The 21416-nt window shown below is 73.3% G+C and carries 15 protein-coding genes and 2 pseudogenes; 9 read left to right on the forward strand and 8 right to left on the reverse strand.

Features of this window, described 5'->3' with window-relative positions; genetic code table 11:
• From ACSLTV_RS29865 to ACSLTV_RS29885, 5 genes are all read right to left on the reverse strand, one after another.
• Positions 1-657, reverse strand: coding sequence for a response regulator (locus ACSLTV_RS29865; RefSeq protein WP_432135268.1), 657 nt, complete (start codon positions 655-657; stop codon positions 1-3).
• Positions 654-1805: a sensor histidine kinase gene (locus tag ACSLTV_RS29870; RefSeq protein WP_432158144.1), complete on the reverse strand. Its 1152-nt coding sequence runs from the start codon at positions 1803-1805 to the stop codon at positions 654-656. The genes ACSLTV_RS29865 and ACSLTV_RS29870 overlap by 4 nt, the downstream gene beginning before the upstream one ends.
• A 216-nt stretch (positions 1806-2021) precedes the next feature.
• A complete protein-coding gene (locus ACSLTV_RS29875) occupies positions 2022-4796 on the reverse strand; it encodes a multicopper oxidase domain-containing protein (RefSeq protein ID WP_432158145.1) in 2775 nt (924 codons plus the stop codon).
• Positions 4793-6103, reverse strand: coding sequence for a hypothetical protein (locus ACSLTV_RS29880; protein ID WP_432135265.1), 1311 nt, complete (start codon positions 6101-6103; stop codon positions 4793-4795). The genes ACSLTV_RS29875 and ACSLTV_RS29880 overlap by 4 nt, the downstream gene beginning before the upstream one ends.
• A complete protein-coding gene (locus ACSLTV_RS29885) occupies positions 6100-6840 on the reverse strand; it encodes a helix-turn-helix transcriptional regulator (protein WP_432135264.1) in 741 nt (246 codons plus the stop codon). The genes ACSLTV_RS29880 and ACSLTV_RS29885 overlap by 4 nt, the downstream gene beginning before the upstream one ends.
• 70 nt (positions 6841-6910) lie before the next feature.
• On the opposite strand from ACSLTV_RS29885, the gene ACSLTV_RS29890 reads away from it, so the two are divergent.
• From ACSLTV_RS29890 to ACSLTV_RS29905, 4 genes are all read left to right on the forward strand, one after another.
• Positions 6911-7705, forward strand: a complete 795-nt coding sequence (locus ACSLTV_RS29890; RefSeq protein ID WP_435613217.1) for a DUF2249 domain-containing protein — start codon at positions 6911-6913, stop codon at positions 7703-7705.
• A 133-nt stretch (positions 7706-7838) separates the two neighbouring features.
• Positions 7839-9758: an SMI1/KNR4 family protein gene (locus tag ACSLTV_RS29895; protein ID WP_435613218.1), complete on the forward strand. Its 1920-nt coding sequence runs from the start codon at positions 7839-7841 to the stop codon at positions 9756-9758.
• A gap of 195 nt (positions 9759-9953) precedes the next feature.
• The gene (locus ACSLTV_RS29900; RefSeq protein WP_435613219.1) at positions 9954-10514 is read left to right on the forward strand and encodes a YrhB domain-containing protein; all 561 of its coding nucleotides are present in this window, start codon (positions 9954-9956) and stop codon (positions 10512-10514) included.
• Positions 10515-10579: 65 nt separating this feature from the next.
• A complete protein-coding gene (locus ACSLTV_RS29905) occupies positions 10580-10981 on the forward strand; it encodes a DUF6896 domain-containing protein (protein ID WP_432158149.1) in 402 nt (133 codons plus the stop codon).
• Positions 10982-11004: 23 nt separating this feature from the next.
• On the opposite strand, the pseudogene ACSLTV_RS29910 reads toward ACSLTV_RS29905, so the two are convergent.
• A pseudogene (locus ACSLTV_RS29910) lies at positions 11005-11214 on the reverse strand (IS5/IS1182 family transposase); the annotation flags it as partial.
• An 817-nt stretch (positions 11215-12031) separates the two neighbouring features.
• Between ACSLTV_RS29910 and ACSLTV_RS29915 the strand changes: the two are divergent.
• From ACSLTV_RS29915 to ACSLTV_RS29930, 4 genes and pseudogenes are all read left to right on the forward strand, one after another.
• A pseudogene (locus ACSLTV_RS29915) lies at positions 12032-12157 on the forward strand (3-oxoacyl-ACP synthase); the annotation flags it as partial.
• Positions 12158-12263: 106 nt separating this feature from the next.
• Positions 12264-13793 carry a DNA/RNA non-specific endonuclease gene (locus ACSLTV_RS29920; RefSeq protein ID WP_435613220.1) on the forward strand — a complete coding sequence of 510 codons (1530 nt, stop codon included), beginning with the start codon at positions 12264-12266 and terminating at the stop codon, positions 13791-13793.
• A gap of 32 nt (positions 13794-13825) precedes the next feature.
• Positions 13826-14872, forward strand: coding sequence for a hypothetical protein (locus ACSLTV_RS29925; protein ID WP_435613227.1), 1047 nt, complete (start codon positions 13826-13828; stop codon positions 14870-14872).
• A 369-nt stretch (positions 14873-15241) separates the two neighbouring features.
• Positions 15242-15850, forward strand: coding sequence for a hypothetical protein (locus tag ACSLTV_RS29930; RefSeq protein WP_432158153.1), 609 nt, complete (start codon positions 15242-15244; stop codon positions 15848-15850).
• 70 nt (positions 15851-15920) lie between these two features.
• On the opposite strand, the gene ACSLTV_RS29935 is transcribed toward ACSLTV_RS29930, so the two are convergent.
• Positions 15921-16757, reverse strand: coding sequence for an oxidoreductase (locus tag ACSLTV_RS29935; RefSeq protein ID WP_432158154.1), 837 nt, complete (start codon positions 16755-16757; stop codon positions 15921-15923).
• A 359-nt stretch (positions 16758-17116) separates the two neighbouring features.
• On the opposite strand from ACSLTV_RS29935, the gene ACSLTV_RS29940 reads away from it, so the two are divergent.
• Entirely contained in the window at positions 17117-17740 is a 624-nt protein-coding gene (locus ACSLTV_RS29940) for a TetR/AcrR family transcriptional regulator (protein ID WP_432135255.1), read from the forward strand.
• 156 nt (positions 17741-17896) lie between these two features.
• Here the strand turns inward: ACSLTV_RS29940 and ACSLTV_RS29945 are convergent, their stop codons facing one another.
• Positions 17897-21340 (reverse strand): phosphocholine-specific phospholipase C, encoded by a 3444-nt coding sequence (locus ACSLTV_RS29945; RefSeq protein ID WP_432135254.1) that lies wholly within the window; start codon positions 21338-21340, stop codon positions 17897-17899.
• Between the last annotated feature and the right edge of the window lie 76 nt (positions 21341-21416).

A 21416-nucleotide genomic window follows, 5' to 3' on the forward strand; every position in this document is an offset into this window, starting at 1 on the left:
CTATCCGCCCGGCGTCACCAGCCCCGACTCGTACGCGACCACCACCGCCTGGGCCCTGCTGTTGAGGTCCAGCTTGGTCATCGTGCGGTTGAGGTGGGTCTTGACGGTCGCCTCACTGATGAAGAGCAGGTCGGCGATCTCCGGGTTGGACAGTCCGCGTGCGATCAGCTTCAGCACCTCCAGCTCACGGGCGGTCAGCTCCGCGAGGTCCACGGGGCGTCCACCGACGGCCCGGCGGGCGTAGGCCTCGACCAGACGGCGCGTGACGCTGGGGGCGAAGAGCGCGTCGCCGCCGCGCACCGCTGCCACCGCCGCGAGCAGCCGGTCGGGTCCCGAGTCCTTGAGCAGGAAGCCGCAGGCCCCCGCCCGCAGCGCCCCGTACACGTACTCGTCGAGATCGAAGGTGGTGAGCACGAGGACCCTCGGCGGGGCGCCCGATGCCTGGGCCAGGATGCGCTCGGTGGCCTCGATGCCGTCCATGCCGGGCATCCGGATGTCCATCAGGACCACCTCGGGCGCGGTCCGGGCGGCCAGCGCCACGGCCTCGGCTCCGTCCTCCGCCTCACCCACGACGGAGATGCCGGGCGCGGCTCGCAGCAGCCCCACGAGTCCGGCCCGGATGAGGAACTGGTCGTCGACGACGAGCACTGTGGTCATGCGGTGGCGTCGTCCCCCTGCACTGCGGCCCGCGCTGAGGTCGGCAGGGTCAACCGTACGGCGAAGCCGCCCTGGTCCCGCGGGCCGATGCTGATCTGTCCACCGTAGAGCTTGGCCCGCTCGCGCATGCCAATCAAGCCGTGCCCGCCGCCGCTGCGCATTCTGACCGGAACCACCCCCTCTCCGTCGTCGGTGACCGAAACGGTCACGTGCCGCGGCTCGTAGCTCAGCCGTACCTCGGCCCGCGCGCCGCGCGCGTGCTTCAGCACGTTGGTCAGGGCCTCCTGCACCACCCGGTACACGCACAGCTCGACCCCGGGGGCGAGCGGGCGGGGAGTGCCCTGCACGGTGAGGGCGACGGGGACACCGCCGCCGCGGACGCGTTCCGTCATCTCCTCCAGGCGGGCGATGCCGGGCATGGGGGCGGCGGGCGCGCCGTCGTCGTCGGCGCGCAGCAGCAAGAGCATCCGGCGCAGTTCGTCCAACGCTTCCCTCCCGGTGGCGTCGATGGTCTCCAGGGCGGCGCGGGCGGTGTCCCGGTCGGTGTCGAAGACGAAGCGGGCCAGGCCCGTCTGCACGGAGATGACGGACATGTGATGCGCGACCACGTCGTGCAGTTCGCGGGCGATCCGGCCGCGCTCCTCGGCGACCTCGCGCCGGGCGCGCCGGGCCTGTTCGCGCCGCAGCCGCCGGGTCAGCTCGGCCGAGCGGCGGGCCACGACGCCGAAACGCCACAGCACCGCGGGGTAGACGACCGCCTGGCCGACCACGGAGGGCCAGCCGTCGGTGTGGCTGACCGCACCGGCACAGATCCAGGTCGCGGTCATCAGCGCGGCACAGGGCACGGCCAGGCGCGGCGGACGCAGGGCGGCCACGGTGTACACGGCGAGCATCGGGCCGAAGCTGCACACCACGGGCCAGTAGCCGAGGGCGATGTACACCAGCCAACTCGCGTGCACCAGGCAGCAGACCACCACCGGGCCGCGGTCACGCAGGACGAGCGGTAGATGGACCAGGACCACCAGCACGTAGCCGGTGGTGTCGAGCGGGACGTGACCCTGGCGTGCCGCCTCGGGCCCCAGCAGCAGGGCCACACCGGTGAGGGCTGCCGCGATGAGCGTGTCCACGGCGAGGGGGCGCATCCGCATCGCAGCAGCGTAGAGCGGGCGTCGCGGAAGCGTCAGACCCGGCGGTGCCGGGCGGGTGGAGGGTCGCAGGCGCGGACGGCACCGAGCGGGACGGGCCGAAGCCCGCATGCCCCGGACCGCGGCGGCGGCCCCGACCGCGCCGGCCCGGCAGGCGTGCCGAGGGCCGCCCTTCACCCCGTGTCGTCGCCTGTGTCGCATGCTGACGGGACGAGACCGTCAGCGGACACGGAAGACCCCGTGGGCGCCGCGTTCCGCGTCCGTCATGACGTGGGTGACGAAGGGGTAGGAACCCGCCTCCGGGAAGGACAGTTCGACGAATCCGCCCGACGCGGGCGCGAGATCGAGGACCTGCGCGCCACCGCGCTCGGCGCCCGACGGACGCAGGGCATAGGCGCCTTCGCGGAAGACGGTGTCGAACTGACCGCCCACCACGTGGAAGACGCTGGACAGGTTGGGCCCCGCCGCCAGGACCCAGACGCGTACCCGCTCACCTGCCCGCGCCGTCAGCGGAGCGTGGTCGTACTGGTTGGCGTACCCGTTGAAGGCCACGATGTCCGGCTGCTTGGTGCTCACCTTGCCGGCGTCCGCCGTGCCGTTCTGCGCGCCGAGGTAGAACTCCGACTGGACGAGGACGAATTCCCGGTCCACGCGCGGCAGACCGGGCGGGTCGATGATCACCGCGCCGAACATGCCGTTGGCGATGTGCAGGGACATCGGCATGGTCGCGCAGTGGTACATCCACACGCCGCTGCGGGTGGCCCGGAAGCGGTACGTCAGCGACTGGCCGGGCTGGACGGTGCGCATCGGCCCGTCCGGCGCCAGTGCCCCGGCGTGGAAGTCGATCGAGTGGCCGATCGTCCCGTCGTTGACGAGGGTGATCTCGAAGGTGTCGCCGACGCGGCCGCGCAGAACGGGTCCCGGAGCCGTCCCGCCGAAGGTCCACAAGGTCTGCCGCACGCCCGGAGCGACCTCGGCCCGCACTTCCTCGACGGTGAGGGTCCGCCGGTGCAGCCGGGGGCCGGGACCTTCCGCGGCGGGCGGCAGTGCGGCGTCGCGGGCGGTGAAGCCGTCGGCCGGTTCGGCCATCGGGTCGAACGCCTCCGCGGCCGAGTCGCCCGCCGCGGGCGTTCCCGCAGTGTGCTCGTGCGGGGCCGCGCCGGTCGTGCCCGAACCCGTCCCGTCCCGCGCCGTGCCGGGGCCGGTCGTGCCCGAACCCGTCCCGTCCCGCGCCGTGCCGGATCCCTCGGCGTGCGTGACCCGGACCGAGAAGACCATGCCCGACCGGCGGTGCCCGATCACCGAGCACCAGCCCGAGAGGTGCCGGCCGACGACCCCCGCGTCCAGCGTGTCCTGCTCGCCGGGTCCGAGCCGGCCGGTGCGGGCACCGGTCTCCAGCACCAGGTCGTGCGTGTCGGTGCCGCCGTTGCGCAGCCGGACCACCAGACGGTTCCCCGCCGGCACGTCGACGGTGGCGGGGGAGAACCGCATGGCGCGGATCGTCACGTCGACCGTGGTGGTGCGGCCCGTCGGGGTCACCCCGCCGCCGTCCGCGCGGGTGGCGGCGGACCGCTCCGCGACGGGCAGCGAACGCACGTCCAGCGCCCCGCCCCCCGCGACGGCCAGCACCACGGCCGCGAGCCCGGACGCCACGCCGCCGAGCACCCTGTGCGGGCCCGGCCGCCCCTCGGCGTGCGCGGGTGCGGGCGGCGCGCCCGCGTCCCCCCGCGCCGCTGCGCGGCGTCGGCGCACACCGCTGACGACGGTGAGCACCAGGAGGACGAGGAAGTGCAGCAGCACCACCAGCAGCAGCAGTGAGCACGCCACCCGGACCGCGGACGGCACCGGGAGCACGCAGAGCAGCAGCGCGGCGTTGGTGACGGCCAGCCGGGCCGGCCAGGCGCGTGCGAGCCCGGCGGTGGCGGCGCGTACGGCCGTGGGGCCGCCGCCCAGGACCACCGGCACGAGGAAGCTGAGCGCGCCGAGCAGCACCTGGGCGATCCAGCCGGCGGCCAGCGGCGCCGTCAGCTGGTGCATGCGCTCCGCCACCGCCGGCCAGGACGTCGTGGAGACCAGAAGGCCCGTCAGGGCCGCCAGGGAGCCGGCGAGCCAGAGGCAGCCCGCCGCGACCGACCAGGCGGCGAACGAGTTCGGCGTCTTGGCGCGGGCCTCGCGCAGCCAGGGCCCGCCCGCGATCACGAGCCCGGCGGCGTAGCCGGCCACGCCGGGGGCGGCCAGGGCAGGCGGGGCGAGCAACGCGCCGGCTACGGCGGCGGAGAGGCCGGCGAGCAGGACGGGAAGCGCGGTGCGCGCCGCCCGTTCCGCGCCGTCCGCCACCCGGGTGCGCAGCATCGTCGGCCACAGGGTGACGAGCGTGCCGGCCACCGTGAGGCCGACCCAGCCCAGCAGGTTGATCATCTCGTGCGCGACCAGCATCCGGTCGGAGAGGTCTCCGGCGAGACCGCCACGGGCCATCAGGACCCCGAGCGCGGCACCCGCGGGCAACAGGGCGGAGGCGGCCGTGTAATAGCGCACGGTCATGGAGAACCGGCCGGGCAGCGCCCGGCGCAGCAGCCGGACCAGCCAGACGGCGTGGGCGGTGGCCGCGGCCGCGACCAGGCAGGCGCCCACGAGGACGACGGGCCAACGCTCCACGAGCATGCCGCCGATCACGGTGACGGCCCCGGCGTTTAGGCACGCCAGCCGCAGCGCCGCCGGGGTGCCGCGGTCGGCCTCGGGCAGCCGCAGCACGGACGCGGCGAAGTGCCCCGACCAGATCACGACGGCGTTGGTGACCGCGCCCAGCAGCAGGAGGTGGACGAGCAGCCAGAAGGAGCGCGGCAGGAAGTGGTGGCCGGTCGCGGCCGCGGCGAACAGCGCGAGCCAGACGACCACGATCGCGTTCACCCCGAGGTGCCAGTGAGCCCGGGCGGATCGCAGCGGTGGCTTCGGGGCCGGTCCGCCGGCCGCGGCGGGCGTCAGGTCTGTGGTCACCGGGGGTTCCTCGAGGAGTCGGACGCGGTCGCCGGGGTGTCGGCGGGGTCTGGGGCGGGGCTCACGGGACGGGGGAGGGCCGGGCCGTGTCGGCCGGTCGCCGCTGAGGTGTCGGCGGGGCCGCGGCGGGCGGCGCCCCGCACCGTTGCGGAGGCGGGCAGGCCGGTGTACGGCGCTGCCGCGGTGCCCGGGCGGGCGTGACCGGATGCCGTCACCGGCGCCCGGCGCCCGGCCCGAACGGACGAGGCCGCGGCGGAGAGGACGAACAGCAGGACGGCGGCGATGTCGAGGACTCCGCCGAGCTGCCAGGCCCCTCTGACATCGCGGAGGTCACCCACCACCACGCGCAGCGCCAGGGAGAGGTGCAGCAGCCAGGCCGCCGCCGCGAGCACCGGGTGGTACGGCAGGGGGCGGCGCAGCACGGCCGGAAGGATCACCGGGGCGTGCGCCATGATCATCGACATGACGAAGCCCAGGAAGACGGCGTGCACCACCGCGTCGTAGCGGCTGCCCTGCGTGATCGGCCCGAGCAGCAGCCACAGCGCCCCCGCGAGCCCCAGCCAGGCATAACCGGCCAGCAGGCACGCCGCGGTGAAACGGGGCAGTCCGGTGGAGCCCAGCAGCCGGCGGGCGACGTCGTGCACGAGGAGCCAGGCGACGAGCGCGAGCAGGGCGGCGCCCAGCAGCAGGGTGCCCGTGGCGGGCCAGGCGAGGGTGGTGACGACCCCGGCGACGACGGCCCCGACACAGCCCAGGAAGGCGTGTTCCGCGGTCGGCGCCAGGGACCCGACCCGTGCGAGTTCCAGTCGTTCCCCCGCGATGGTCAGGACGAGGAACGCGACCAGCCAGGGCAGCAGCCGGGGGATGTCGAGGCCGCCCAGCCACAGCAGAGCGGCGCCGAGTGCCGAGACGGCGCCCGCGGCCTGCGCGACCAGGGCGGCACTCGGCGCACGGTGCCAGAAGCGCACGTACAGGACGACCAGGGCGGCGCACCCGGCGACGAGGAGCAGTCGCGCGACGGCCAGGTCCACCGGCGTCAGCAGGAGCACCCCTCCCGCGCCCAGGAAGGCGGGGGCGAGGTACGGCGGACGGCCGCCGAGGGCGACCGCGCGTTCCAGTGCCACCAGCGTGCCGGCGAAGCCGAGCACCATCACCATCCCGTGGACCTGCGGCAGACGGTCGCCGTTGACGGGGGCGGGCAGTCCGAGCAGGCCGAGGGCGGCGTCCAGGCCGGCCAGCAGACAGAGACCGGCGGCCGACAGCACAGGCACCCGGCGGGCGCCCGCGCGCCGGTCGGCGGCGGTCACCGGTCGTCCCCGGGCGTGGCGGGCCGGGGCGCGCCCCCCGGCCCGCCCGGTCCCTCGGGCGCCGTGGCCGTCCCCAGGTGCAGCCGGCACGCGTCGGGCTCGGCGAACGGAAGCAGTTCGACGTCCTGAGGGGTCTCGCCCAGGGCGCCGAGAGCCGCTCGGGCCAGCCCCTCGTGGACGCCGCAGACGACCCCGGGATGCTCGCGGGCCGCCTCGACGAAGGGGCAGCGCGGGAGCCGAACACGCCGCGCCCGAGTGTCCGCCTCCGGCGCGAATCCGATCTCGGCGAGCAGGTCCAGCAGCCGTCGCCGCGCCTCCTCGGGGTCCGCCGCCGGTGCCTGACCGGCGGTCAGCACGCGGCCCCAGTCCTCGCCCGCCGCGAGGGCGTCCGCCCGCGGATCGGCGCTGGAGCGGGCGATCCGGGCGGCGAGCACGGCGGCGAGCCCCGCGTACTCCCGGGCGGGCGACTCCTGAGGGGGCCGCGACCGGTAGCGCCAGGCGGGCCGGCCGCGCCCCGCGGGCGCCGACCGCTCGCGTACGGCGAGATTGTCGTCCACGAGGGCGTCCAGGTGCTCGCGGACGGTGTTGACGTGCAGCGCGCACACCTGGGCGAGCGCGCCGGCGGTCACGGGGCCGGACTGGCCGCGCAGGTACTGCAGGACACCGCGGCGCTGCCGGGACAGCGGCAGGCGGCTCGATCCGCTACCGGGGAGCGGTCCATTATTTTCCACGGACATGTCCGTAGTATATTGCCCGCATCGGCCCCGCACCGACCGGGAGGGGCCGCCGGCCGGAAGGACGACCCTGATGAGCACCCTGACCCTCGCATCGGATCCCCAGGACGCGGCGGCCGCCGAGGCCGTCGAGGCGCACCACACGCACCTGGCGGGAGAACTGGCCGGGCGGGTCGCCCTGCTGATCGCGGACGCGGAGCGCGACCCGGCGCACGCGGACGAAACCCGTCGCGCCCTGGTCGACTTCTGCGACCACGACCTCGTTCCGCACGCGGTGGCCGAGGAGCGGACCCTCTACCCCGCTGCCCGCGACCTGCCTGCGGCCCGGCTCCTCGTCGACGGCATGCTGGCCGAACACCGGGGGATCGTGGCCCTCGTCGACGCGCTGCGCGAGGCGCGCTCCGCCGTGCGGGCGGCTGCCGACGGCCGGGCGCTCCAGGTGCTCTTCGAGGAGCACCTGGCGAAGGAGAACACCCTCGTCCTGCCGCTGCTCGCCGGCGCCCCGGACATCTCCCTGGCCGGACTGCTGTCCGGCATGCACGACCTGCTCGGGCACGGCCACGCGCGCGAGGACGACGAGGCCGAGGCCGGCGCCCGCGGCGGGTGCGGCGGAAGCTGCGGGTGCGGCGGATCCGACGACGCCGACGTCCCCGAACTCGACGTACGCGACATCCCGCACTCCCTGCGGCACGCCACGGTGTTCGGCGCGATCGCCGCCGTGCCCGCCGGGCGCGCCATGGTCCTCGTGGCCCCGCACGACCCGCTGCCCCTGCTGGCCCAGATCGAGGACCGCCACCCCGGCGCGTTCGCCGTGGAGTACCTGCAGCGCGGCCCCGAGGCATGGCGGCTGCTCATGACCCACCGCTGAGGAGCCCCGCCGGGAGCGCCGAGTTGCGGACCGCCGAGCCGCCACCGGAGCGACGGGCTGCCGCCACGGTCCGACCGGCTCACGAGGCGATGATGCTCCTCTTGCTGTCAGTGCCGGATGACACCATCCGGTCATGAGCGGCGAGGCATTCGACTGGCACGAGTTCCTGGGACGTTGGCAGCGGGAGTGGGTCCCGCGCGACCACCAGGAAGGAGAAGCGCCCGAAAAGACGTACACAAGCGCACCCGGCGGTCCGAACCCCCGCCCCCTGGGCAGTCCCGGCGCGCCGGAGGCGGCGATCGCCGCCTCCGAGGAGCGGCTTGGGCGGCGACTGCCGCCCTCGTACCGGGAGTTCCTCGCCGTGAGCGACGGATGGCAGGTGGACGAGACGGCAGGCGTCTACCGGCTCGGCGGCGTGGCGGACATCGACTGGTTCCACGATCCGCACGGCCTGACCCCGCTGTACCAGGGGGATCTGGGCGACAACCCGTCCGCGGAGGAGGTCCTGCTGGCCGGGATGTGGCAGCGGGCGCTCCGCCTGGAGACCGACTCCGACATGTCGTACGCGTTGCTGGACCCCGGCGACCGCGACCCGGACGGCGAGTGGGCGCTCTACGTCTACAAGGGCTGGAGCGGCGAACTGCCCGACCGCTACCCGTCGTTCCGCGCCTATATGGAAGCCAGGTACCGCGCCTTCCACGCCGACCGGGCGCACCGACCGGACTTCGTCAACGCGACCACCCGTGCCCAGGACGCGCGGGTGGCGCAGGCCCGCCTGCTGGTCCTGCGCGGACGGTACGAGGAGGCCCGGCCGCTGCTGGAGGAGGCGCGGGCCTTCGGCCGGCCGGGCAGCGCCGCGCTGCTGAACCAGCTGCGGCAGCTGATGGCTCCGCACAGCCCCAGGGACCAGGGCTTCCTGGTGGGCGACCCGCGTTACCTGACCGAGCTGCTGCCCCTGCAGGTCCTGACTCTCGCGCACGGCGGAGGGCGGCGTGGCGGGGACGACCACTGGCTGGGGATGATGGCCGCCCGCGGGGTGGCCCGCGAGACCGCGCGGGCGGCGCTGGACGCGGTCCGCGACTCCACCCACCGCTACGCGCCCGCCGGTACGTGGGGCCGGGCCGTCGCCGAGGCCCGGGAGACGGCCCGCTGGGGCGACTGCGACGCCGCGTGGCGGGTGCTGCGGGCGGCGCTTGCGCTGTGGGAGGCGCCGGGACCCGATGTGATCGCCCCCGTCGGTCTGCTCGCCGACCCGGTCCTGGGTCCGCTGATCACCCCGGAGCGCGGCCGGGAGATCCTCGCGACACCGCGGTCCGGGCAGCGCGGCCCCGCCCCGGAGCAGGTGCCCGACCTCGACCCGCCGGGCCTGGCCTGGCTCACGGAACCCATCGCGGGCAGACGGCCGTTCGACGGATACCGCTGTGTCTGGACCGAGGCGACCGACCCCACGCGTCTGCCCGACCTGCTCGGCGAGGAGGACGCCCGGCTGAGCGGGCCCACCGATCTGCGCCGGGCGTTCTGGCGAGGCACCGATCCCCACAGGCGGGAGGACGCCGAGCCCTGGGCGGACCGGGCCACGGTCGCCGTCGGCCGCACGGCCCGGGGCTGGGCCTTCGCCTTCGACGGCTGGTCCCACCGCCACCTGAACAAGCTGTTCCGGTCACCTGCGGCGGCCGCCTCCGCCGACGGACGCGCGGTGGTGGTGTGGTGCGACCCGGGGCCTTCGGCGCCCGGGCGCCACGGCGTCTTCCACCTGTCGGTGGCCGAGCGGGGCGAAGAGCTGTACGCGTTCAGCGCGCGGGGCACCGACATCCAGCGCAGCGGCTCGATACCCCCGCCCCTGGACCCGGCACGACTGTTCCGCCCGCAGGACACCGACCCGGACCGCGAACTGCGCCTCCTGCACGCCCTGCACGGCGAACTGGGCCTGTCCCTGCCCCGCTTCGCGCTGACGCAGGGCAGTCTCCACACCTTCACCACCCGCTCCTGGACCCGGCCGCCCCGCGACGGCGAGAGCTTCGCCTGGATGAGTTTCGTACGCCACCGCCTCTGACGCGGTGGGCCGCCGTTGCCGCCCGCGCGACGGGGGCATCCGGTACGGCTCCCGTCGGCCGAGGACACGCCACCACCGTATTGGCGGAGTGCACTTGTTCTGCGGGTGCGGTATTCCGGTACGGACAGCGGTCGGCGCTCTGGCGACCGAGAAATCTGGTGGTCACTGGTGGAGTCTGTACGGGATGCTGCACACGTGATTGAGCGCGATGCGGCAGTTCGTATCGTTGAAGAGGAGCTGGAACGCGAGTATCAGCGCGAACTGGCGGCGAGACCGGAGCCGATGCGCATGGCTGTGTCGCATGTAGAGCAGCACGAGCTGGCCTGGGTGGTTTGCTGGACGTCCGAGGAGTACCTGCGGACCAGGAATTCCGACTTCATGCTCGCCGGAAACGGGCCGTACTTGGTTGATCGCCTCGACGGCAGCCTTCACCGGATCGGGGTCGTCTCTGCGGTATCCGAAGCCTGGGTTGTTGACTACCGAGTTCGCATACGAGGCCAGGCCGTACGCACCGCAGTCGACGATCTGCACGATGAGGTTCGGGCTGTCGCGGCTGCTCGCGGACGGATGCATGCCATGCATACCTTGCGCCAAAGACTCCCGGTGCTGACGCATGCCCAGGTCATCGAGTACGCGACCGCTCTGAGGGACGGCGATCCTCCGCTACATCTTGTTGAAGTCGCTCGCAGAGAGTTGGTACCACCTGTCGATCCGGTTCTGTCGGTGAAGACCGTTCGCGGGCCTGCAGAGCGCTGAGTCACGCCGGCCTGGCAGCGTTCTTGAGGTCTCCCTTCTGCCACGGGCTCAGGGGGTGACGCAGTATGGAACGGGTCGGGGCTGCAAGAGACCTCGTGCTCGGTTACGTCCGTGCTCTGAACGCGATTGACGAGGCCATGAAGGTGGCGATCCCCTCGCTTGAGCGGCTGGCAGACGTCCTTGGCCTGGCCCGTTCGCGCCGGATCAGCCGGAGTGGGCACGTCGGCACCTACTCCTACACGGTTCATGGGGCGGGATGCCGATTCGTCAGTGACAACGGCACTGAGGTCGATGTGGACTTCGAAGCCGACGGGAGCGAAGTCTTCGACCTCTGGCGGCTGCGCTGGTATGGGCTGAGCCTGCCGGACGCTGTTGACGTCACGGATGAGGACTTGCGGACCGCAGTGCGGTCGCTGCAACCGCTTCTGGCCGAGGTGCGGCCGGGGTGGTTCGGCGTAGCCGGCTGATCGCTTCAGGATGATGTCCGCAGTCAGCGCAGGGATATGAGGCTGCAGGCCAGTTGGAGCAGGCCTTGATGGAGGTCGGCGCGTCGCTCGTGGCGGATGCGGAGCCGCTTGAACCGGTGCAGCCAGGCGAAGACGCGCTGGACGACCCAGCGCACCTTGCCCGGTCCGGACCCGTGGACGACGCCGCGTCGGGTGATCAACGGCTTGATGCCCCGCTTCCACAGCGGGCGGCGAACGGGGGCACCGGGTTTTGCGGCCCTGCCGCGCCCCTCCGCGGCGGCCGGGCGCAGGTGTCGCCGAGGCGGGCCACCCGACCGTCGTCCCCGGGCACGGAATGGACGTACCAGCCACCCTCGGCGCGGGCCCTGCCCTCGGCCACCACCGAGGGGCGCGGCTCGGGCGACCGTCGGGGGCGCCGGCACGCGGCGCGTCGGCCCCGCTTCAGCGCGGCGGCGGCCGCCCGAACGGGCCGCGGCGGCCGGCCCGGGGCGCCGTCGGCGTGTGTGACGGCCGGGGCGGTGCGCGGTGGCTCCGGATGCTGCGGGTTCGCCCTTTCGGGGGCCCTGGCTCCCTTGCGGTGTGGCTGCCGGACCCCCGCGAGGAGCGCTTCCATGAATGGACCGACGAGTCCGGTCGGCACGGTGGCGGGGCAGTTGTCGCCGCACCGGCGCGCCGTGCACGAGCAGGGGAGCATGCGTGATCGACACCGCCGGTGACACGGACCGTGGTCGCGGCGCGGCCGTCCTGACCGGACTCGGAGCCTGGCTGCCGCCGCGTCGCGTCCTCAACAGCGAGCTCTGCACCCGCATGGACACCTCCGACGCGTGGATCCGTGAGCGCATCGGCATCGCCGAGCGCCGCATGGCCGGGCCGCGGACGGCGACCGGCGACATGGCGGCGGAGGCCGGCGCCCGCGCCATGGCCTCGGCCGGGGCGGGCAGTGTGGACGCGCTCGTCCTGGCCTCGAACACGCCGGACCACCCCTGTCCGGCGACGGCACCGTGGGTCGCCCACCGTCTGGGCCTGCCGGGCATCCCGGCGTTCGACGTCATGGCGGGCTGCTCGGGTTTCGTGTACGCGTGCACGGTCGCCGCCAGCCTGATCGGCTCGGGCACGGCCCGCCGGGTGCTCGTGGTGGGCGCGGAGACGATGTCCTCCATCATCGATCCCGGCGACCGGGCGACCGCGCCGATCTTCGGCGACGGGGCCGGCGCCGTCGTACTGGAGGCCGGGCCCGCCCACGCCAGTCTGCACCACGGACGGCACTTACGCCGACCACCTGGTGCGGTGCCTGGTCAACACGAGCGAGCACCACCGCGTCCAGGAATCGGCCGCGGTCCAGCGGCTGTTGCGCCGGCAGGCGCTGCGCTCCACCTGGAGGCAGGTGAAGCGGCACGCGGCCTGCCACCGGCGCCTGCTGGATCCCGGCCTGATCCCCGAGGGCGGGATCAGCGGTGTGCCCGCGCTGGTCTTCACCGGGGAGTACGACATCACCACGTCCCCGCGCCGCAACCAGGAGGTCGCCCGCACCATCGCCGGCTCCACCTTCGCCCTCATCAGGGAAGCCGACCACATGGCCCACCTGGAGCGCGACGCGGTCACCTCTCCCGGCGCCCAGATCACCGACCCGAACGCCTCCTGGAGCAACCCGGAGCGGATCCGCTGCGACGACGACGTCCGCGACACGACCAGCTCCACCGGCACGCCCGGCCCCGGCTGCGTCGTGCCCGCCGTCATGCCCGTCGTCAAGATGAGCGCGCTGCCGTCCGGCTCGGGCGCCGCGGCGGCCGGCTACCTGTGGGCACAGGAGAACCTCGCCGACGGCTGGGGGCGGGACAAGCCCCTGACCCGGGCCAAGAGCGGCATCGCCGACCGCACCAGCCGCACCTGCGGAAACGGGAGTTCCAAGCCCTTCCAGGCGCGGACGGACCTCGTGGCGACCGACAGCTGCGGCGCGTTCCCCTTCGCGGCCACCCACGAAGGCGGCACCGACGGCGCTCTGTGCGCCGAGATCGTCCCCAACTACAGCAGCGGAGGGTGGGACATCTACCAGCTCGCGGGCGACTCCGGCGGAGGCTGCGCGCGCGTCCACGCCCCCCTCGCCGACAACCGGTCCGCCGAGGCACAGCTCTCCGAGGGATTCGTGAACCAGCGCGTGGTGGAGGCCGAGGAGTTCAAGCTTGCCATCACCAGCTCGACCCCCGTGCCACAGGCCGCCTGCCTCAAGAGCACGCGGCCCGGGAGACTTCCGGCCGGCAACGGCTGGATCCGGAACACCACCGAACCGGTACCGCACACCAACAAGAGCACCGACCCGCCCGGACCGGCGGGCACGCGCGCGGCCACGGCGCAGGCGTGCCTCGGGAAGACCCTCGGCGCCGGCAGCGAGGCCACGGGAGACATCACCGGCTGGCGGGACGCGCAGAAGTTCGCCGGCGACCACTCGCCCGGGACCGGACTCGCCCGCTGCCACCTGATAGCCAACATCCTCGGCGGAAAGGGCCAGGTGCGCGACGGCGGACAGGACAATCTCGTCCCCTGCTGGCAGGCGGGCATGAACACCGGAACCCCCAGCATGCGGACGTACGAGTTCGCGGCCCAGACAGCGGTGGCGGACACCGCGTTCGGACCGAACGACGCGATCTTCTACCAGGTCACTCCCGACTACCGGGACGACACCAGCACCATTCCCCGGGGCGTCACGATGAGCGCTACGGTCGAGCGGGCCGACGGAACCTCGCAACCGCTGTTCCCCGATGTCTACATCTCCAACACCCAGCGCAACACGGGGCTGTACAACCTCGGAAACTGACCCCAGCCGAACTCGCGCCACCGGGAGCCGGAATGAGCCGAACCACACCCCCGCGGCCGTTCGACGTCACCGCGCTCTTCCCTCAACTGGCCCCGCTGGCCCGCACGGCGACCCGGCTGCACCCCCGCGCCGGGTCGCCGTCACGGCACGACAGTTCGGTCGGCGGGCCGCTGCTGTGGCCCGCCGGCGAGCCGTGGCCGCACTGCGACGGCCCGCACACGTGGGAGCAGGTCGACACGGCCTTCTCCCTGGAGCAGGAGCGGGAGCGCCGGGGCATCCGCACCGAAGCGGGAAGCCGACCGCGGCAGGACCCCCACCCCGTCCGGCACGAGGCCGAGGAGGGGACGATCGACGACGAGCCCGACCCCTGCAGCCCGTGGCCCGGGGGCCCGATCGCCATGCTGCCCGTGGCCCAGCTGTACGTGCGCGACATCTCCCGGTTGCGCCCGCCCCCCGGGCAGGCCGAGGCCGACCTGCTCCAAGTGCTGTGGTGCCCCTTCGACCACCCGGACCACCCCAGGACCGCGCTGCTGTGGCGGTCCGCCGCCGCGGTCACCGACGTCCTCGACTCGCCCCCCGAGCCGTTCGGCGTTCAGTTCCCCGGCTATCTGCCACAGCCGTGCCTGCTCGCGCCGGAACAGGTCACGGAATACCCCCACTTCCTGGAACTGAGCAAGGAACTGCGGCAGCAACTGGGGGAGTGGCACAGGTGGCAGGCCGCCGGGGCCGTGGTGGACAGCTCCTACGCAGCCGCCCCGGAGGAGTTCTACCGGAACAACCTGTCCGTTTCCCCCGGCTGGAAGGTCGGCGGGTGGTCCCGCTGGGGCCTGACCGACCCCCTGCCCCGGACCTGCCGCGTGTGCGACAGCGCCATGGACCCGCTGCTGACCATCGCCACGACCGAATGGAACGCCGGCACCGGAAGCTGGGCCCCCGAAGGCGACCAGGCCCGCGACCCGCTGCCGCCCGGCACCCCTCCGGCCAACTACACCTTCATCGTCCTCGCCCAGGGCTACGACCTCCAACTCCACGTCTGCCCGGCGTCGTCGGACCATCCGCACCTGGAGCTGATCCAGTAGACCGCCACCGCTGTCGCAGTGATGAGCCGCCTTCCCGGAGGCGGAAACAGGGGGAAGCGGATGCCGTACACCGGGAATGAGGCTGCGCACCTGTGACCTCAGCGACCTGGCCGCTGCCCGGGAGGCGGGCCGTACCCCCGGCACCGGGCCGTGCGGGAGCGGGACGAGAGCATGAGCGAGGGCGTCGGCCGACCGGATCAGGGACGGCCTGAGCGCGCGGCCACCCCACCGGCACCGTGCTGACCGGCCTCTCCGGCCATCGTCACGTGCCGTCCGGCCGTATCGTCGCGCGGGCGGCCGGCAACCGCTCAGGGCCGGGGGCTACGATCTGGTGCGGTGATGCGTGAAAGACCCGGCCACCGGGGCAGGTTGGCAGCGACCGTCCTCGCTGCCGCATTCCTCGGCGGATGCGGTGCGACCGACGACGGGCCGAGCGACGACGACTGGGCGGAACTGGTGGCCATGGCGAATCCACGGCTCACCGACGTGAAGATCACCTCCGAGTCGGCGGCCGACGGCAACTGGAGACGGCTCGTGGGCACCGCGGACATCGCGGAGGACCTGTACGTCGAAGTGGACTCCGTCGCCGGTGGCGAGGCATGCGGAGGCGACGTCTCACCCACCGCGTTCGATGCCGTGCGCGGTCCCAAGGGCAGCGGCGAGCACCTGGTGCTGCGCCGCGGACCGACCGCCGGCACACATGCCGAGTTCGTGGTGGAGATCGTGCCGAAGAAGGCCGTGGTCGGCGACGCCGACTCCGACGGTGACGTCTACGGAGCCGAGGACGTCACCCGCGGTGGGTGGGCCGTGGCGGCCGCGGGCGGCGGATACCAGGTCGACGGCGTGGCATCCCTGCGCACCGGGTGGCCGGCGTCCTTCTACGGCGGTGCCGAGGCGGTCGAGCGCGCGGTGTTCGTCGGCACGGTCGAGTTCGAGGAACTGTGTGACCGCATGAGACACGAGTTCCCCGCGGCTTGAGCAGGAGTGCGAATCGGGCGGCGGGGAGCGGCGCCGGCCGGGTGACCGGTCGTACCGGGCCTCACCCGGGTCAGATGCCGAAGGCGCGGCGGATGGCGAAGTCGAACGCGCGGTCCGGGAGCAGCCGGCGCAGGAACAGGGCCGGGCCGGCTCCGAAACCCACCCGGTAGCGGGTGCGGGGGCGGCGCGCGTCGGCAGCCTTGACGATGGCCTTGCCGATGACCGACGGGTCGGAGGTCATCTTCGCGTCGGGCCGTGAACTCTGGGCGAGGGTGGTGGCGACGGCTTCGGCCATGGCCGCGTAGGCACCCTTGCCGGATGTCTGCTTGAGTGTCTCGGCGGCGATGGCACCCCATTCGGTGCGGATCGAGCCCGGCTCGACGACCACGACGTTGATCCCGAACTGCCTCGTCTCCATGCGCAGCGCGTCGCTGAGCGCCTCGACGGCGTACTTGCTGGCGTGGTACCAGCCGCCGAGCGGCGTGACCAGCTTGCCGCCCATGGAGCTGACGTTGATGACCGTGCCGCTGCGCCGGGCGCGCATGTGGGGCAGCACGAGCTGGGTCAGGAGGGCCAGTCCGAAGACGTTGACCTCGATCTGGGCGCGCGCCTCGGCCAGGGGAACGTCTTCGAGGGAGCCGTAGGAGCCATAGCCGGCGTTGTTGACCAGGACGTCGACGCGCCCCGACTCGCGGATGATGCTGTCGACCGCCTGGCGGACGGAGTCCTCGTCGGTGACGTCGAGGCCGAGGATGCGCACGCCCGCGTCGCGCAGCGCGGTCATCCGCTCGACGCGCCGTGCGGCGCCGTAGACGGTGTAGCCCGCTTCCCTGAGCCGGAGCGCCGTGTCGGCGCCGATGCCGGAGGAGGCACCGGTGACGAGTGCGACCTTGGTGTTGCTGGACATGTCGTTGCCTGTCTTTCGCTCGTTCTTGCGTGTCTCTGGTGTCTTCGGCAGGTGCCGTGGGCGTTCCGAGGCCCGGATCAGTGGCCCTCGGCCGGCCCTGCGACGGCCGCGTGGGCGCGCCGGACCTGAGGGTGCGCGGCGCGGCCCGGGCCGGAGATCGCGAGGCGCGGTGCCGGAGAAGACCCGCAGCGGCGGCTCGGCGGCGTCCGCGACCGGGAGGATCGCGGCGCCGACGTGAGCCGGGTCGTAGTCATGCCGGTCCGCCCTTCTCCGTGGCAGGGGTGATACACAGCGCCCAGCACACAATGACAAACATGTCATCGAGTGTCAATCTTGGCCGTGAGTGATACCCTGGGCCGGTGACGACGGAGAAGACGAGGTCCGGGCTGCGGGAGCGCACGCGACAGGCGGTGCGGCGCGAGATCACGGAGGCCGCCAACGCCCTCTTCATCGAGCGCGGCTACGAGGCGACGACCATCGACGACATCGCCGCCGCGGTCGGCATGTCGAAGCGGAGTGTCTTTCGCTACTTCCCCACCAAAGAAGACCTGGTCATCGGCAAGGTCGACTACCTCGCCGACGAAATGCTCCAGGGACTGCGCGCCCGCCCGGCCGGCGAGCCGGTCTGGGAGTCGCTGCGGGCGCTGTTCGATCTACTGGTGCCGCACGTCGACGACCTCGACAAGGACTCCGTCGCCGCACCGATCCAGCGGGTCATTTTCAGCACGCCGAACCTGCTCGGCAGCTACCTGGAGAAGCAGCAGCAGATGCAGGAGGTCGTCGTCGACGAGCTGAGCCGGCGTGCCGCCGAGGCCGGCACGCCCTGTCCCGCGGCCGACCCGACCCTGCGGGCGATCACCGCGGCCGCCTTCGGCTGCCTCGTCGCAGCCCAGCGGGCATGGCTGGAGAGCGGCTCCGGCGGCACCTTCGCCGACGCCCTCGACCGGGCCATGGCCGCCGTGGCTCCGCAGGTCCGATTGTAGGAGCGGCACCCGCCGCCCCGGGCCCGCGTGCGACGCGTCCGAGGAGACGGGTACGTACGACCGCGGCAGCCGGGCGTCCCCCGGCCCCGGCCTCCTGCGCGACGGGCGGTGCTGCCGACTCGCACCACCCGTCACGCCGGCCGCTCGGCATTCCGATCAGGAGTCGGCGATGGGTGCGGTGCCCAGACGGATGTGGTCGATGGCCCAGTACCAGTTGTTGCCCGCGTTGAAGAGGCGGAAGTTCACCCTGGCCGAGGTGGCCCCGGCCGGGACCGGGCAGGAGAGCCGGACCAGCAGGTTCTCCTGGTCCCGGCCGTGGTTGCTGTTGCCGGACGCGGCGCTGGAGTAATGCAGCAACCGCACCGTGTCGCCGGAGTCGAAGTCCACCGTGACCTCGGCCTCCTGCGGGCTCTCCTGCCGGTAGTGGGAGTCGAAGGACAGGTGCAGGGTGGACGTGCCGGGCGGGATGTCCACCGACGGGCTGCTCAGCGTCGAGTCGAAGCGGCCCCGGCCCGACGGGCCGCCCGTGTCGTCCCAGTCGTCGGGGTCGGCCACGGCCACGACGCCGAGCCCGCGGGTGAAGTGGGGGCGATTCTGCCCGGCGGGGAACCAGAACTGCTTGGACATGAGCGTCCAGCCCTGTAGTTCCCGGCTGCCTTGCGGCATGTCCGGCGCGTTGGTGACCGTCCAGCCGACGGGGGTGGTCCGGGTCCAGCCGAGCAGGCCGGGGCGGGGGAGATCGGCGGCCGGGGCGAGTGCGGGGGCGGCGGACTCGAAGTCCTCCGCGAGGAGGTGGCCGGTCATGACCGGACCGGTCACGACGGGCAGGGCCGCGGACGCTTCCAGGGCGCTCCCGCCGTCGCTCCGCTCAGCCGTGACGGTGGTCCTGAGGGTGACGCGGACGCGTGCCGCCGAGACCGGTGGGACGACGTCCCAGGACAGGGTCACGTTCGACCGTGCCGGGACGGATGCCGGCACGGTGCCACGGGCGGTGGCCTTCCAGCCCTCCGGAAGGGCGGGCGTGGCGGCCAGGGCCGTGAGCGGCGTGCTGCCCGCGTTGGTGACGACGGCCCGCACGGTGGCGGGTCTGCCCGGGGACAGAACGGCGCCGTCGGTGCCGGGGGAGTGCGCCGGGCCGCTGAGCGCGACGGTGAGAGCGGGGGCGACTCCGGTGCGCACCCGGGTGTCGGCGAGCCGGAGCAGTCCGCCACCCTGGGCGTGCGCGGCGACGGCCAGTCGGCCCGCGGAGGCGTCGCTGCGGGGGGTGACCGTGAAGCGTACGTCCGCGAAGCCACCGGCCGCGAGAGTTCTCGGAGCCGTGGCGGTTCGTTCGACCGTCCAGCCGGACGGAACGACCAGCGCGGTGGAGAGGCCGTCGAGCCGCTGGCGGCTCTGATTGCGCAGGGTGACGACGACATCGGTGGGACTGCCCTGCGTGAACGGTGTGTCCAGCGACGGCGGGGGCTCGGGCAGGCCGATGACCGCCGTCAGCGCGTGGGGGGTGCCGGTCGCCGGATCGGTGACCCCCGGCCCGTCGTGGGCCAGGCGGCCGGTCATGCGGCGCAGGAAGGACGGGTCGTCGCGGTCGACGGCCACGACGTCGTACCAGCCGTGGCCGGCAGGGCGCAGCCGCACCGTTCGGGACGCGCCCGGCCTCAGGGTGACGGTGTGCACGCGGTCGCGGTGCCCGTGGGGGTGGACCGATTCACCGACGAGAAGGGTGCGGGTGGTGGAGGACGGGTTGGAGCACACGATCCTCAGGTGGCCGTCGACCGGATGCGGGGCGAGGTACGCCTCGGCGCCCACACCGGTGCCGCGCACCTCCCAGACGGACCAGCCGGGACCGTGCACCTGGAGGTCGTAGCCGTCGTCGCCGTACGGGAGTTCGTGGTCGGCTGTTCCGGTCGCGGGCACGGTCCACGTCCGCGGCGCGGTGCCGTCACCGGGGTGGGCGCTGAACCAGGCGCCGGTGGAGCCGTCGTTGCCGAGCCTGAGGCGGACACGGTCGCCGGTGACCTCGGTCCGCAGGGACAACCGGTAGGGCAACGGGCGGGTCCGCCTGGTACCGGGCTCCTGCTCGGGCAGCGACTGGTCCGCGGGCGGAACGGCATGCCAGCGGCCGACCGGTGCCGGCACGGGGCCGGGCTGCTCGACCTCGGGCGGGCGTTGGCCGCTGTGGAAGTCGAACGCCGACGTCAGATCGCCGAACACGCTGCGGCGCCAGGCGCTGATGTTGGGCTCGTGCACCCCGGTCCAGCGTTCCAGGAACCGGATCACCGAGGTGTGGTCGAACGCCTGGGAACTGACGAATCCGCCCACGGTCCAGGGCGACACGATCGTCATCGGCACCCGCGGGCCGGGGCCCACCGGGCTGCCGTCGAACCAGTCGGCGTCGTCGCCCGAGGGCGGCCGGGGCGCGACCGGGGCCGGCACGTGGTCGAAGTAGCCGTCGTTCTCGTCGAAGTTGAGGAAGAGAACCGTCCTGGACCAGGTCTTCGGGTCGCTCGCGATGGCGTCGAGGAGGTCGTGGACGAGGTTGGCGCTGCCGACCGGGGTGGAGCTGCTGGGGTGCTCGGACAGGGCTGCCGTCGGCACGATCCAGCTGACCTTCGGCAGGGTGCCCTGGTGGATGTCGGACCTGATCCGCTGGACGAGCGTGTCCGGCTCGGAGCGGTAGGCGCCGCGCAGGAACAGCCGGCGCTCCGCCTCGGTCAGCGTGTCGACACCCTGCTGGAACTCGGCCAGCTCGGCCTGGCGCTGCTCGGGGCTCCTGGTCAGCAGGCTCTCGTAGAAGTGCTCGGTGGTGGCGTAGCGGCCGCTGACCTTGGAGAGGATCTTGCGGCCGATCTCCTTCCAGGTGCGGAAGTACTCCACCGCGTTGTCGGTGAAGTTGTCCCACTCCTGGTAGATCTGCCAGGAGATCCCGGCGGCTTCCAGCCGCTCGGGGTAGGTGGTCCAGGTGTAGCCCGCGTGGTCGTGATCGTAGGCGGCGTTGGTGACGGCGCGTGCGGCGCTGTCGGGCTCGTGGCCGGTCGTGCCGGTCCACAGGTAGTTGCGGTTGGGGTTGGTCGAGCCGTAGACCGAGCAGAAGTAGGAGTCGCAGACGGTGAAGCGGTCGGCCAGTTCGTACTGGAGGGGGATGTCCCGCCGGTCGTAGAAGGCCATGGTGCTCTGTGTCTTGGCAGCGACCCAGTCGTTCCACCAGCCCTCGCCCCGGGCCTGGTTGGCGTCGCGGAAGCCGTGCGCGAGCGCGCCCAGAAACTGGATGTCACTCTCCGGGCGACCCGCTTCGACCGCTGCCCGGCGGGCCGAGAACGGCAGGACCCTTCCGCCTCCGGGACGCGGTTGCTCGAAGACACCCGCCCCGGAGGGCAGCCTCAACGGCGTACGGTCGCCGAATCCGCGGACCCCTCGCAGTGTCCCGAAGTAGTGGTCGAAGGAGCGGTTCTCCTGCATGAGGACGATCACGTGCTCGACGGCACGCAGGCCGCCGCGCGGCATCGGCAGAGCCATCGCCCGGTGCAAGGACGCCGGCAGGAAGGACAGAGCGGTTCCACCGGCGAGAGCGCCGAGAACCCCACGACGGGAAACGTCAGACATACCGGCGACGCTACGGCGGGGCAACCGCATGACAGAACCCCGTGCGGACGGTGTTCGCCGACCCTTCACCCTGCGG

Origin of the sequence: Streptomyces sp. bgisy159, from assembly GCF_965341775.1 — a bacterium.
Classification (GTDB): Bacteria; Actinomycetota; Actinomycetes; order Streptomycetales; family Streptomycetaceae; genus Streptomyces.

Excerpts from the sequence above, each read along its gene's own strand:
- ACSLTV_RS29865 (WP_432135268.1), bottom strand. The coding sequence starts at position 657 with ATGACCACAGTGCTCGTCGTCGACGACCAGTTCCTCATCCGGGCCGGA.
- ACSLTV_RS29870 (WP_432158144.1), bottom strand. The coding sequence starts at position 1,805 with ATGCGGATGCGCCCCCTCGCCGTGGACACGCTCATCGCGGCAGCCCTC.
- ACSLTV_RS29885 (WP_432135264.1), bottom strand. The coding sequence starts at position 6,840 with ATGTCCGTGGAAAATAATGGACCGCTCCCCGGTAGCGGATCGAGCCGC.
- ACSLTV_RS29890 (WP_435613217.1), top strand. The coding sequence starts at position 6,911 with ATGAGCACCCTGACCCTCGCATCGGATCCCCAGGACGCGGCGGCCGCC.
- ACSLTV_RS29895 (WP_435613218.1), top strand. The coding sequence starts at position 7,839 with ATGAGCGGCGAGGCATTCGACTGGCACGAGTTCCTGGGACGTTGGCAG.
- ACSLTV_RS29905 (WP_432158149.1), top strand. The coding sequence starts at position 10,580 with ATGGAACGGGTCGGGGCTGCAAGAGACCTCGTGCTCGGTTACGTCCGT.
- ACSLTV_RS29925 (WP_435613227.1), top strand. The coding sequence starts at position 13,826 with ATGAGCCGAACCACACCCCCGCGGCCGTTCGACGTCACCGCGCTCTTC.
- ACSLTV_RS29935 (WP_432158154.1), bottom strand. The coding sequence starts at position 16,757 with ATGTCCAGCAACACCAAGGTCGCACTCGTCACCGGTGCCTCCTCCGGC.
- ACSLTV_RS29945 (WP_432135254.1), bottom strand. The coding sequence starts at position 21,340 with ATGTCTGACGTTTCCCGTCGTGGGGTTCTCGGCGCTCTCGCCGGTGGA.